This is a genomic window from Micrococcus sp. 140720015-1, from assembly GCF_053627595.1.
The window spans coordinates 337,928-350,296 of the sequence record NZ_JBSEYC010000004.1 but is presented as its reverse complement, the minus strand read 5'-3'; the positions used below and the strand labels follow the sequence as shown (position 1 = coordinate 350,296).

At 72.6% G+C, this 12,369-nt stretch carries 10 protein-coding genes; 9 read left to right on the top strand and 1 reads right to left on the bottom strand.

Annotated features, from left to right (window positions below; genetic code table 11):
* Positions 1-33 precede the first annotated feature (33 nt).
* Positions 34-957: a methyltransferase domain-containing protein gene (locus ACUXPL_RS08930; RefSeq protein ID WP_180537508.1), complete on the top strand. Its 924-nt coding sequence runs from the start codon at positions 34-36 to the stop codon at positions 955-957.
* 30 nt (positions 958-987) lie between these two features.
* Here the strand turns inward: ACUXPL_RS08930 and ACUXPL_RS08925 are convergent, their stop codons facing one another.
* Positions 988-1,668 carry an MBL fold metallo-hydrolase gene (locus ACUXPL_RS08925; protein WP_180537509.1) on the bottom strand — a complete coding sequence of 227 codons (681 nt, stop codon included), beginning with the start codon at positions 1,666-1,668 and terminating at the stop codon, positions 988-990.
* A gap of 114 nt (positions 1,669-1,782) precedes the next feature.
* On the opposite strand from ACUXPL_RS08925, the gene uvrA reads away from it, so the two are divergent.
* The 8 genes from uvrA (at position 1,783) to gap (ending at position 12,299) form a co-directional block, all read left to right on the top strand.
* Positions 1,783-4,767 (top strand): excinuclease ABC subunit UvrA, encoded by a 2,985-nt coding sequence (uvrA, locus tag ACUXPL_RS08920; RefSeq protein WP_454183300.1) that lies wholly within the window; start codon positions 1,783-1,785, stop codon positions 4,765-4,767.
* A gap of 40 nt (positions 4,768-4,807) precedes the next feature.
* On the top strand, positions 4,808-5,479 hold the full coding sequence (locus tag ACUXPL_RS08915; RefSeq protein ID WP_180537511.1) for a lysophospholipid acyltransferase family protein: 672 nt from the start codon (positions 4,808-4,810) through the stop codon (positions 5,477-5,479).
* Positions 5,472-7,397 (top strand): excinuclease ABC subunit UvrC, encoded by a 1,926-nt coding sequence (gene uvrC, locus ACUXPL_RS08910; protein ID WP_454183298.1) that lies wholly within the window; start codon positions 5,472-5,474, stop codon positions 7,395-7,397. Before ACUXPL_RS08915 ends, uvrC begins: the two co-directional genes overlap by 8 nt.
* On the top strand, positions 7,394-8,290 hold the full coding sequence (rapZ, locus tag ACUXPL_RS08905) for an RNase adapter RapZ (RefSeq protein ID WP_454183296.1): 897 nt from the start codon (positions 7,394-7,396) through the stop codon (positions 8,288-8,290). The genes uvrC and rapZ overlap by 4 nt, the downstream gene beginning before the upstream one ends.
* The gene (locus ACUXPL_RS08900; protein ID WP_454183294.1) at positions 8,287-9,333 is read left to right on the top strand and encodes a gluconeogenesis factor YvcK family protein; all 1,047 of its coding nucleotides are present in this window, start codon (positions 8,287-8,289) and stop codon (positions 9,331-9,333) included. The genes rapZ and ACUXPL_RS08900 overlap by 4 nt, the downstream gene beginning before the upstream one ends.
* 31 nt (positions 9,334-9,364) lie before the next feature.
* A complete protein-coding gene (gene whiA, locus ACUXPL_RS08895) occupies positions 9,365-10,330 on the top strand; it encodes a DNA-binding protein WhiA (RefSeq protein ID WP_180535565.1) in 966 nt (321 codons plus the stop codon).
* Positions 10,331-10,479: 149 nt separating this feature from the next.
* Complete coding sequence (locus ACUXPL_RS08890) at positions 10,480-11,106, top strand: superoxide dismutase (RefSeq protein ID WP_002855650.1); 627 nt, start codon at positions 10,480-10,482, stop codon at positions 11,104-11,106.
* Between the two features lie 182 nt (positions 11,107-11,288).
* Entirely contained in the window at positions 11,289-12,299 is a 1,011-nt protein-coding gene (gap, locus tag ACUXPL_RS08885; RefSeq protein ID WP_454183291.1) for a type I glyceraldehyde-3-phosphate dehydrogenase, read from the top strand.
* Positions 12,300-12,369 lie beyond the last annotated feature (70 nt).

Below are 12,369 nucleotides of genomic sequence, written 5' to 3'. Positions count from 1 at the left end.
GGTATCGGCCGCTCCGCGCGATACGGTGCCGCCATGAGTCAGATCGCGCCCGAGAGCCCGCACCCGGACACCGACGCCGTCGTGGGGGACGTGACCGGCCGACAGGGCGGGGGGTTCACCTGGGATCCCGCGCAGTACGAGGGCTTCGCCGAACACCGCGCCCGCCCCTTCCACGACCTGGTGGGGCGCGTGCGCGCCGAGGCCCCGCGCGTCGTGGTGGATCTGGGCTGCGGCCCGGGGACCCTGACCCGGACGCTGGCCGAGCGCTGGCCGGACGCCGAGGTGATCGGCCTGGACGACTCGCCCGCCATGCTGGAGCGGGCCCGGGAGCAGGCGGCCCGCACGGGCGCCCCCGCCAACCTGCGCTTCGAGGCGGTCGACGCGTCGCAGTGGCGCCCGACGGGGGCGACGGACGTCGTGGTGTCCAACGCGATGCTCCAGTGGATCCCGACGCACCGTCGCCTGATCCGGCGCTGGCTCGGGGACCTCACGCCGGGGGCGTGGTTCGCGGCGCAGATCCCGCGGCCCTACGAGCAGCCCTCCCACGCGGCGATCGTGGCGCTGGCCGAGGACCCGGCCTTCTCCGAACCGCTGCACGGGGTGGCGACGACCCGCACCGTGGCGCCGCCCGAGGAGTACACGCGGCTGTTCCTCGAGGCGGGGTGGTCCCCGGTCGTCTGGGAGACGGAGTACCAGCAGGTGCTGACGGGCGAGGACCCGGTGTTCCGGTGGACCTCCGGCGCGGCCCTGCGGCCGAGCCTGCAGGCCCTGGCCCGCTGGGACGCCGAGGAGGGCGCCGCCGAGGGCGCCGGGCTGCTCGAGGCGTTCGTGGACCGGTACCGCGCCGCCATGCGCGAGGCGTACCCGCCGGTGCCCGGCGTCACGGCCGACGACGGCGGCCCGGTCACGATCTTCCCGGCCCGGCGCCTGTTCATGGTGGGGCAGAAGCCGGCCTGACGCCGGGCCCGGGACCGCCCGGGCGGGCCGTCACCAGCCGCGCTCGGCCCACTCCGGCAGGTGGGGGCGCTCGGCGCCCAGGGTCGTGGAGGCGCCGTGGCCGGGGTGGACCACCACGTCGTCGTCGAACGCGTCGAAGACCCGTTCCGTGACGTCCGTGAACAGCTGGCGGAACCGGCCGTCGTCGCCCTCGGTGTTGCCCACCCCGCCCGGGAAGAGGGAGTCGCCGGTGAAGAGCACGGCCGGCTCGTCCGCCTCGGGGCGGCACACCAGCGCGATGGACCCGGGCGTGTGGCCGCGCAGGGCCACGACCTCGAGCCGGAGCCCGTCCGCCCCCACGGTGTCCCCGTGGCGCAGGCGCACGTCGGGGGCGACCCCCGTGGCCTCGGCGATGGCGTCGGCGTCGTCCTCGCCGGCCGCCGTGCGGGCCCCGGTCAGGGAGGCCAGCGCCGGCAGCGCCCGCACGTGGTCCCAGTGCCGGTGCGTGGTGACGATCATCTCGAGGCGCGGCTCGCACGGAGTGTCGTCCGCGGCCGAGGCGATGAGGTCGCGGATGGCCTCGGCCTCGGCGGCGGCGTCGATCAGCACCTGCGCCCCCGTGGTCTTGGAGGTGAGCAGGTACACGTTGTTGTCCATCTCCGACACGGAGCAGGTGCGCACCGTGACGGCGGGCAGATCGTGCAGGAGGCGGTTCCGGGCGGTCTCGGGCATGCGCAACAGTGTACGGACGGGGCGGCGACGCGCCAGGGCGGGCCCGGCCCGCGGTCGGTTCGCCCACAGGCGAGACCCCGGTGTCGTGTCCGTGCCCGCCCCTATGCTGGCCGCGTGCCCAAGAACTCCTCCACCACCGTCTCCTCCGCCGTCGAGACCCATGCCGGCGGCCTCGCCTCCGGCCCCGGCGGCGCGCGCTCGGGCGAGCGGGACCGCATCGTCGTCCAGGGCGCCCGCGAGCACAACCTGAAGGACGTGGACGTCAGCTTCCCGCGGGACGCCATGGTCGTGTTCACGGGTCTGTCCGGCTCGGGCAAGTCCTCCCTGGCCTTCGACACGATCTTCGCCGAGGGCCAGCGACGCTACGTCGAGTCACTCTCCTCCTACGCCCGCATGTTCCTGGGCCGGGTGGACAAGCCGGACGTGGACTTCATCGAGGGCCTGTCCCCGGCCGTGTCCATCGACCAGAAGTCCACCAACCGCAACCCGCGCTCCACGGTGGGGACCATCACCGAGATCTACGACTACATGCGCCTGCTCTGGGCGCGCGTCGGGGTGCCGCACTGCCCGCAGTGCGGAGAGCCGGTGAGCCGGCAGACCCCGCAGCAGATCGTGGACCAGCTCGAGGAGCTGCCCGAGCGCACCCGCTTCCAGGTGCTCGCGCCCGTGGTCCGCGGCCGCAAGGGCGAGTTCGTGGACCTGTTCAAGGACCTGTCCACGCAGGGCTTCGCCCGCGCCGTCGTGGACGGGGAGACCGTCCAGCTCTCGGACCCGCCCGTGCTGAAGAAGCAGGTCAAGCACACCATCGCCGTCGTCGTGGACCGCCTCGCCATGAAGGAGGGCATCCGCCAGCGCCTCACCGACTCGGTGGAGACCGCCCTGAAGCTGGCGGACGGCCTCGTCGTGGCCGAGTTCGTGGACGTGGAGCCCGTCGCCGAGAAGGGCAAGAAGAACACCGCGGAGTTCGGCGGGCGGGACGCCGAGGGCAACCCCCGGTACCGCTCGTTCTCCGAGAAGCTCTCCTGCCCCAACGGGCACGAGCAGACCGTGGACGAGATCGAGCCGCGCTCGTTCTCCTTCAACAACCCGTTCGGCGCGTGCCCCGAGTGCACCGGCATCGGCTCCCGCCTGCAGGTGGACCCGGACCTCGTCGTCGCCAACGACGAGCTGTCCCTGCGCGAGGGCGCCGTCGTGCCGTGGTCGCTGGGCAAGTCCACCTCGGACTACTGGCTGCGCGTGCTCGGCGGGCTGGGCAAGGAGATGGGCTTCTCCCTGGACACCCCGTGGAAGGACCTGACGGAGGCGGAGCGCGACGCCGTCCTGAACGGCAAGGACTTCAAGGTGGAGGTGACGTTCCGCAACCGGTTCGGCCGCGAGCGCCGCTACACCACGGGCTTCGAGGGCGTCATCCCCTACGTGATGCGCAAGCACGGGGAGACCGAGTCGGACGCCGCCCGCGAGCGCTACGAGTCGTTCATGCGGGAGATCCCGTGCCCGGCGTGCCACGGGGCCCGCCTCAACCCCACGGTCCTGCACGTGCTCGTGGGCGGCCTGTCGATCGCGGACGCCACCCGCCTGCCCATGCGGGAGGCCATGGAGTTCTTCTCGGGGCTGCGGCTGACGGACCGGGAGCGGCAGATCGCGGACCAGGTGCTCAAGGAGATCCTGGCCCGACTGGCGTTCCTGCTGGACGTCGGACTCGAGTATCTCAACCTGGAGCGGCCGGCCGGCACCCTCTCCGGCGGCGAGGCCCAGCGCATCCGCCTGGCCACGCAGATCGGCTCCGGGCTGGTCGGCGTCCTCTACGTCCTCGACGAGCCGTCCATCGGCCTGCATCAGCGGGACAACCGCCGCCTCATCGAGACCCTCCTGCGCCTGCGGGACCTCGGCAACACCCTCATCGTCGTCGAGCACGACGAGGACACGATCGCCGAGGCGGACTGGATCGTGGACATCGGCCCCCGCGCGGGCGAGCACGGCGGCGAGGTCGTGCACTCGGGCTCCCTGGCGGATCTCAAGGCCAACATGCGGTCCGTCACCGGCGACTACCTCTCCGGCCGCCGCTCCATCGCGGTGCCGGAGCGGCGTCGCGTCCCGGAGAAGGGGCGCGTGCTGACGGTCCGCGGCGCCGGGGAGAACAACCTGAAGGACGTCTCGGTGGAGGTCCCGCTCGGGGTCCTCACGGCCGTGACGGGCGTGTCCGGCTCGGGCAAGTCCACGCTGATCAACGAGATCCTCTACAAGGTCCTGGCCAACCGGCTCAACGGCGCCAAGCTCGTGCCCGGCCGGCACCGGTCCGTGGAGGGGCTCGAGCACCTGGACAAGGTGGTCCACGTGGACCAGAGCCCCATCGGGCGCACGCCGCGCTCCAACCCCGCCACCTACACGGGCGTGTTCGACGCGATCCGCAAGCTCTTCGCAGAGACCCCCGAGGCGAAGGTCCGGGGCTACCAGCAGGGCCGATTCTCCTTCAACATCAAGGGCGGGCGCTGCGAGGCGTGCGCGGGCGACGGCACGCTGAAGATCGAGATGAACTTCCTGCCGGACGTCTACGTGCCGTGCGAGGTGTGCCACGGGGCCCGGTACAACCGGGAGACGCTCGAGGTCACCTACAAGGGCAAGAACATCGCCGAGGTCCTCGACATGCCGATCGAGGAGGCCGCGGACTTCTTCAGCGCGTACACCCGCATCTCGCGGTACCTGGACACGCTCGTCGACGTCGGTCTGGGCTACGTCCGTCTGGGCCAGCCCGCCACCACGCTCTCGGGCGGCGAGGCCCAGCGCGTGAAGCTGGCGGCCGAGCTCCAGAAGCGCTCCAACGGCCGCACCATCTACGTGCTGGACGAGCCGACCACGGGGCTGCACTTCGACGACATCCGCAAGCTCCTGCACGTGCTCCAGTCCCTCGTGGACAAGGGCAACACGGTGCTCACCATCGAGCACAACCTCGACGTGATCAAGAGCGCGGACCACGTGATCGACCTCGGCCCCGAGGGCGGCTCCGGCGGCGGCACGATCGTGGCCACGGGCACGCCGGAGGAGGTCGCGCGCGTCGCCGAGAGCCACACGGGCCGGTTCCTCGCGGAGCTGCTCGCGTAGCATGGACCCCGCCCACGCAGGACGAGGACGAAGGAGAGCCATGGCGACGTCGGAGACCGTGCGCAGGAGCGCCGCCGCGCTGCTGCGGCTCTCCTGCCGCCCCGAGGTCGTCGGCATGGAGCACGTGCCCGCGGAGGGCCCCTTCGTCATCGCCTCCAACCACCTGTCCTTCGTCGACTCGGTGATCCTCCAGGCCCTCGCCCCCCGCCCGGTCCACTTCTTCGCCAAGGAGGAGTACTTCACGGGCACGGGCCTGCGGGGCCGGGCCCGGCGGCGGTTCTTCGAGTCCGTGGGCTCCGTCCCCGTCCGGCGGGGCGAGCAGGCCGCCTCCGTGGCCGCGCTCGAGTCCCTCGTGGGCCTGCTCGAGTCCGGCCGGGGCGTGGGGATCTACCCGGAGGGCACCCGCAGCCGCGACGGCCGCCTCTACCGCGGCCGCACCGGTGCGGCCTGGCTGGCCCTGGCCACCGGCGCACCCGTGGTGCCCGTGGGCCTCGCCGGCACGCAGCACCTCCAGCCGCCGGACACCAACGGCTTCCGTCCCCACCGGTTCTCCGTGCGCGTGGGCGCGCCCCTGGACTTCGGCCACCCCGGGCGTCGTCACACCCTGCCGCAGCGCCGCGACGCGACGGCGGCGATCATGGACGCCATCGGCGCGCTCTCGGGGCAGGAGCGCGTGGACGCGTACAACGCCGCCCCGGGTGCCCGTGGCTGATCCGGCCTCGTACCGCCCGGCTCCGGGCGAGATCTCCACGTCCCCCGGCGTCTACCGCTTCCGCGACGCGGACGGACGCGTCGTCTACGTCGGCAAGGCGAAGAACCTGCGCGCGCGTCTGAGCTCCTATTTCCAGGACCCGGCCCGGCTGGCCACCAAGACCCGGACCATGGTGTTCACGGCGGCCGCGGTCGAGTGGACCGTCGTCGGCTCCGAGCTGGAGGCGCTCCAGCTCGAGTACACGTGGATCAAGGAGTACCGCCCCCGGTTCAACATCATGTACCGGGACGACAAGTCGTACCCGTACCTGGCCGTGACCATGAACGAGCAGTACCCGCGCGTCCAGGTGATGCGCGGCGACCGGAAGCCCGGCGTGAAGTACTTCGGCCCGTTCCACCCGGCCAAGGCGATCCGCGAGACGGTGGACCTGATGCTGCGCGTCTTCCCGGTCCGCACGTGCTCGGCGGGCGTGTTCAAGCGGGCCCGCGCCCAGGACCGGCCGTGCCTGCTCGGCTACATCGGCAAGTGCTCGGCGCCCTGCGTGGGCCGGATCAGCCCGGCGGACCATCGCGCGCTGGCCCAGGACTTCTGCGACTTCATGGCCGGGGACGCGAACCGGTTCATCCGCGAGCTGGAGAAGGCCATGGCCCGCGCCGTCGAGGAGCTGCGCTACGAGGACGCGGCCCGGCTGCGGGACGACATCGCCGCGCTGCGCCGTGTGTTCGAGCGCAACGCCGTGGTGCTGCCGGAGAACACGGAGGCGGACATCTTCGCCCTGCACACGGACGAGCTGGAGGTCGCGGTGCAGGTGTTCCACGTCCGGCAGGGACGCATCCGCGGCCAGCGCGGCTGGGTCATGGAGCGCGTGGAGGACGTCGCCGAGCCGGAGATGGTCGCGCACCTGCTCCAGCAGGTCTACGGCGACCTCGAGGGGCCGGAGCGCATCCCGCACGAGATCCTCGTCCCGGTCGAGCCCGACGACGCCGCGCAGCTCACCGAGTGGCTCTCGGGCCTGCGCGGGTCCCGGGTCGCCGTGCGCGTGCCCCGGCGGGGCTCGAAGGCGGACCTCATGGAGACCGTCCGGGAGAACGCGGAGATGGCCCTGAAGCTGCACAAGTCGCGGCGGTCCGGGGACCTCACCACCCGCTCCGCCGCCCTGCGGGAGCTGCAGGAGGCCCTGGAGATCACCGAGCCCCTGCTGCGCATCGAGTGCTACGACATCTCCCACTCCCAGGGCACCAACGTGGTCGGCTCGATGGTCGTCATGGAGGACGGCCTGCCGAAGAAGAAGGACTACCGCCGCTTCAACGTCACGGGGGAGGCCGCCCGGGACGACACCGCGTCCCTGCGCGACGTCCTGCGGCGCCGCTTCGCCCGCCTGGCCAAGGAGCGCGCCGAGGGCGCCCCGCTCTCCGGTCAGGTCGAGGGGGACGATCAGGAGTCGGGGCGCCGCTTCGCGTACCCGCCCTCGCTCGTGGTGGTCGACGGCGGCCCGCCCCAGGTGGCCGCGGCCGCGGCGGTCCTCGAGGAGCTGGGCCTGGACGACCTGCCCGTGGTCGGGCTGGCCAAGCGGCTCGAGGAGGTGTGGCTGCCGGGCGACGAGTTCCCGGTGGTCCTGCCGCGCACCTCGGAGGGTCTGTACCTGCTCCAGCGCATCCGCGACGAGTCGCACCGGTTCGCGATCGCCGGCCACCGCAGCCGGCGGTCCAAGGCGATGACCGTCTCCGCCCTGGACGGGATCCCGGGCCTGGGCCCGGCCAAGCGCACCGCGCTGCTGAACCACTTCGGCTCCGTCGCCGAGATCCGGGCCGCCGGCGTGGACCGGCTGACCGAGGTCGCCGGCATCGGGCCGCGGCTGGCCGAGGCCGTCCACACGGCGCTCACGGCCGACACGCCCACGGATACAGTGGAGTCATGACCGAGGAGACCCTCCAGCCGGAGAAGCCGCCGACGTCGGAGGTGCTCGTGATCGCCGGCATGTCCGGCGCCGGGCGGACCACCGCCGCGCATGCGCTCGAGGACCACGGCTGGGACGTGGTGGAGAACATGCCGCCGGCGCTGTTCGGCACGCTGGCCGAGCTCATCGCCCGCTCGCCGGAGGCGTTCCCGCGCCTGGCGATCGTGGTGGACGTGCGCTCGCGCTCCTACTTCGAGGAGCTGCGCGCTGCCCTGCAGCACCTGGCCAACAGCGGCGTGGAGTACCGCACGGTGTTCCTCGATGCGGACGATCACGTCCTCCTCCAGCGCTTCGAGGCGGGCCGCCGCCCCCACCCGATGCAGGGCAACGCCCGGCTGCTGGACGGCATCCGCGCGGAGCGGGAGGTCGTCGAGCCGCTCAAGGCGCGCGCCGACGTCGTGGTGGACACCACCGAGCTGAACGTGCACGGCCTGGCCACGGAGATCACCGAGCTGTTCACGGAGTCCGGCCCCGTCACGCTGCGCCTGACCATCATGAGCTTCGGCTTCAAGTACGGCGTCCCGGCGGACGCGAACTTCGTGGCGGACATGCGCTTCATCCCCAACCCCCACTGGGTGCCGGCGCTGCGTCCGCACACGGGCACGGAGGCCGCGGTCGCGGACTACGTGCTCTCCCGCCCCGGTGTGGAGGACTTCCTGCGCACGTACGTCGCCATGCTGGGGCCGGTGTTCGAGGGCTACCGGCGGGAGAACAAGCACTACGCCACGCTCGCCATCGGCTGCACGGGCGGCAAGCACCGCTCCGTGGCCGTCGCCGAGGAGCTGGCCCGGCGCCTGGCCCAGGTGCCCCACGTGACGGTGCACATCCAGCACCGGGACATGGGGCGCGAATGACGTCCCCGCTCACCGGCCAGCTGCCCCTGCCGCCCGGGATGGGCTCGGAAGGGCGCGGGGTGGGGGTCGGCATGTCCCGCCCTACGGCCCGGGTCACCGCCCTCGGCGGCGGCCACGGCCTCTCCGCGTCCCTCGCGGCCCTGCGCCACGTGGCCGGGCACCTCACGGCCATCGTCACCGTCGCGGACGACGGCGGCTCCTCCGGCACCATCCGCCGGGAGATGGCGGTGCTGCCGCCCGGCGACCTCCGCATGGCGCTGGCGGCCCTGTGCGACGACACCGACTGGGGTCGGACCTGGGCCCACGTCATGCAGCACCGCTTCCGCTCCACCGAGGTGCCCGCGGACCAGGCCACCCTGGACAACCACGCGCTCGGGAACCTCCTGATCGTCGCCCTGTGGGAGCTGCTGGGCGACCCGGTGGACGGGCTGCGCTGGGCCGGCGCCCTGCTGCGGGCGCACGGCGAGGTCCTGCCGGTCTCGCGGGTGCCGCTGACCATCGGCGGGGACGTGCTCAGCGCCGGTCCGGACGGCCGCCTGCGCACCCGATGCGTGGAGGGTCAGGTGGCCCTCGCGGTCGCCGCGTTCGAGGGGCGCGTCACCGACGTCCGCCTGAGCCCGTCCGACGCACCGGCCACCCCGGAGGCGCTCTCGGCGATCGAGCTGGCCGACTGGGTGGTGCTCGGGCCCGGCTCGCTGTACACGTCGGTGCTGCCGCACCTGCTGATGCCGGAGGTGCGCTCGGCCCTCGCCGCCACCACCGCCCGGCGCCTCATGGTGCTGAACCTGCGCACGGGGGACCAGGAGACCACCGGCCTCGCCCATGCCGACCACCTCAAGGTGCTGCGCTCCTATGCACCGGACCTCCGGCTGGACGTGGTGATCGCCGATGCGGACGCGGTCACCGACCGCGCGGCGGTGGAGGCCGAGGCGGCCCGGATGGGCGCGCGCGTGGCGTTCAGTAGAGTGAGCAGTGCCCAGGATCCCCAGGTTCACGACCCGCTGCGCCTGGCCGTCGCGATCGACGAGGCGATGACCCACTGACGCGCGCACCTCGCCGAGAAGGAGCACGAGCATGGCGCTGACCATGACCCTCAAGGAGGAGCTGGCCCGTGTGCCGGTCGCCGCGACCCCTGAGCGGCGGGCGGAGACGGCGGCGATGCTGCGGTTTGCCGGGGGGCTGCACCTCGTGGCCGGCCGCGTCGTCGTGGAGGCGGAGCTGGACCACGGCGCCAGCGCGCGCCGCCTGCGCGCCGCCATCACAGAGCTGTACGGCCTGGCCCCGGAGATCGTGGTGGTCTCCGGCGGCAACCTGCGCCGGGGTCAGCGGTACGTGCTCCGGGTCGTGCGCGGGGGAGAGGACCTCGCCCGGCAGACCGGGCTCATCGACCAGCGGGGACGGCCCGTGCGCGGCCTCGCGCCGGTCCTCGTCAGCGGGACGACGGCGGCCACCGCCGCCGTGTGGCGCGGGGCCCTGCTGGCCCACGGCTCCCTCACCGAGCCCGGCCGCTCGGCGGCCCTCGAGGTGACCACGCCGGGCCCGGAGGCCGCCCTGGCCCTGGTGGGGGCCGCGCGTCGGCTCCACGTGGCGGCGAAGGCACGCGAGGTGCGTCAGTCGGACCGCGTCGTGGTCCGCGACGGGGAGGCGATCGCCACGCTGCTCGCCGCCGTCGGCGCGGAGCAGACCGCGACCCTCTGGCGCGAGCGGCGCGAGCGCAAGGAGGTCCGGGCCACCGCCAACCGCCTGGCGAACTTCGACGACGCCAACCTCCGCCGTTCCGCCCAGGCCGCCGTCATGGCCGGGGCGAAGGTGGAGCGGGCCCTCGAGATCCTCGGCGACGAGGTGCCGGACCACCTCCGCTACGCGGGGCGGCTGCGCCTCGAGCACAAGCAGGCCTCCCTCGACGAGCTCGGCCGCCTCGCGGACCCGCCCATGACCAAGGACGCCGTCGCCGGGCGCATCCGCCGGCTGCTGGCCATGGCGGACAAGCGGGCCGCCGAGCGGGGCGTTCCCGGGACGGACGCGGCCTCCGCGGGCTGAGCGCCAGATCACCGTCGACGGGATCTGGCCCCGTCGCTCCGCGCGCGATCACAATGGGGACGTACGGAATACGCCGCCGGGACGCGGGGTTGCCCGGGGCGGAGGCCGCGGGCGTCCTGCCCGCCGCCCCGCCTGATCAAGGAGGAAGCATGACGGAGTACACCCTTCCGGAGCTGGACTACGATTACGCCGCGCTGGAGCCGCACATCTCGGCCCGCATCATGGAGCTGCACCACTCCAAGCACCACGCCACGTACGTCAAGGGCGCGAACACCGCTCTGGAGAAGCTGGCCGCCGCGCGTGAGGCCGGCGACTTCGGCTCCGTGAACCAGCTGTCGAAGGACCTCGCCTTCAATCTGGGCGGCCACACGAACCACTCGATCTTCTGGAAGAACCTCTCGCCGGAGGGCGGCGACAAGCCGACCGGCGAGCTGGCCGCCGCCATCGACGAGTACTTCGGCTCGTTCGACAAGTTCCAGGCCCACTTCACCGCCGCCGCCCTCGGCATCCAGGGCTCCGGCTGGGCCGTGCTGGCCTACGAGCCCATCGGCGGCAACCTCGTGATCGAGCAGTTCTACGACCAGCAGAACGGCGTGCCGGTCGCCACCATTCCGCTGTTCCAGCTGGACATGTGGGAGCACGCCTTCTACCTCGACTACCAGAACGTCAAGGCGGACTACGTGAAGGCGATCTGGAACATCGTGAACTGGGCCGACGTGCAGGCCCGCTTCGAGGCCGCCCGCACCGGCGCCTCCGGCCTGATCCTTCCGGCCTGATCCACACCGCGCACCGGGGCGCTGACGTCGTGGCCCCACGACGTCAGCGCCCCGGTGCCGGGAGGGGCTCGGCTCTCCGGCCCTGTCCCCACCCCGCGCCCGGACCGGGCGCGACCGCTCGACCGCACGGCCCGCACCCACCGCCACGGGCCACGCAACGAGAACCCACGAGAGGGACCACCATGACCAAGATCGCCATCAACGGCTACGGCCGCATCGGACGCAACATCGTGCGCGTGCTCAAGGACCGCGGCCACCAGGGCCTCGAGCTGGTCGCCGTGAACGACCTCGCCGACCCCGAGGACCTGTTCTGGCTGACCAAGTACGACACCATCCTGGGCCGCTACCCGGGCGAGCTGGAACGGACCGAGAAGGGGTTCCGCATCGACGGCCGCGACGTCGCGTTCTTCCAGGAGGCCGACCCGACGAAGCTGCCGTGGGGCGAGTTCGGCGTGGATCTGGTCATCGAGTGCACCGGCATCTTCACGACCGGCCCCAAGGCGCAGGCCCACCTCGACGCCGGGGCCAAGAAGGTCCTCATCTCCGCTCCCGCCAAGGAGGTCGACGGCACCTTCGTGATGGGCGTGAACGAGCACACCTACGACGCGGAGACGATGCACATCGTCTCGAACGCCTCGTGCACCACCAACTGCCTGGCCCCGATGGCGAAGGTCCTCAATGACGAGTTCGGCATCGTGGACGGCATCATGACCACGATCCACGCGTACACCGGCGACCAGAACCTGCACGACAACGTGCACAAGAAGGATCGCCGTCGGGCGCGCGCCGCCGCCCAGAACATGGTGCCCACCTCCACGGGCGCGGCCAAGGCCATCGGCGAGGTCATCCCCGAGCTGAAGGGCAAGCTCGACGGCTTCGCCATGCGGGTGCCCACCATCACCGGCTCGGCCACCGACCTGACCGTGGAGCTGACGCGCCACGTGGAGGTCGAGGAGGTCAACGCCGCGTTCAAGAAGGCCGCGGAGTCCGGCCCGCTGCAGGGCCGCCTGGTCTACTCGGAGGATCCGATCGTGTCCTCGGACATCATCACCTCCCCGGCGGCGTGCACCTTCGACGCCCCGCTGACCAAGTCCATCGGCCAGACCGTGAAGGTCATCGGCTGGTACGACAACGAGTACGGCTACACCTCCCAGCTCATGGACTTCGCGGACCTCATCGGTTCGAAGCTCTGAGCCCGCACGGCGCCCGACGGCCCGGGCCGACGGTTCCCCCGTCGGCCCGGGCCGTCCGCCTAGACTGCAC

Bases quoted from the DNA above. Each gene is read 5' to 3' on its own strand.
- whiA (WP_180535565.1), top strand. From the start codon at position 9,365: ATGGCGCTGACCATGACCCTCAAGGAGGAGCTGGCCCGTGTGCCGGTC.
- ACUXPL_RS08915 (WP_180537511.1), top strand. From the start codon at position 4,808: ATGGCGACGTCGGAGACCGTGCGCAGGAGCGCCGCCGCGCTGCTGCGG.
- ACUXPL_RS08930 (WP_180537508.1), top strand. From the start codon at position 34: ATGAGTCAGATCGCGCCCGAGAGCCCGCACCCGGACACCGACGCCGTC.
- ACUXPL_RS08925 (WP_180537509.1), bottom strand. From the start codon at position 1,668: ATGCCCGAGACCGCCCGGAACCGCCTCCTGCACGATCTGCCCGCCGTC.
- gap (WP_454183291.1), top strand. From the start codon at position 11,289: ATGACCAAGATCGCCATCAACGGCTACGGCCGCATCGGACGCAACATC.
- ACUXPL_RS08900 (WP_454183294.1), top strand. From the start codon at position 8,287: ATGACGTCCCCGCTCACCGGCCAGCTGCCCCTGCCGCCCGGGATGGGC.
- rapZ (WP_454183296.1), top strand. From the start codon at position 7,394: ATGACCGAGGAGACCCTCCAGCCGGAGAAGCCGCCGACGTCGGAGGTG.
- ACUXPL_RS08890 (WP_002855650.1), top strand. From the start codon at position 10,480: ATGACGGAGTACACCCTTCCGGAGCTGGACTACGATTACGCCGCGCTG.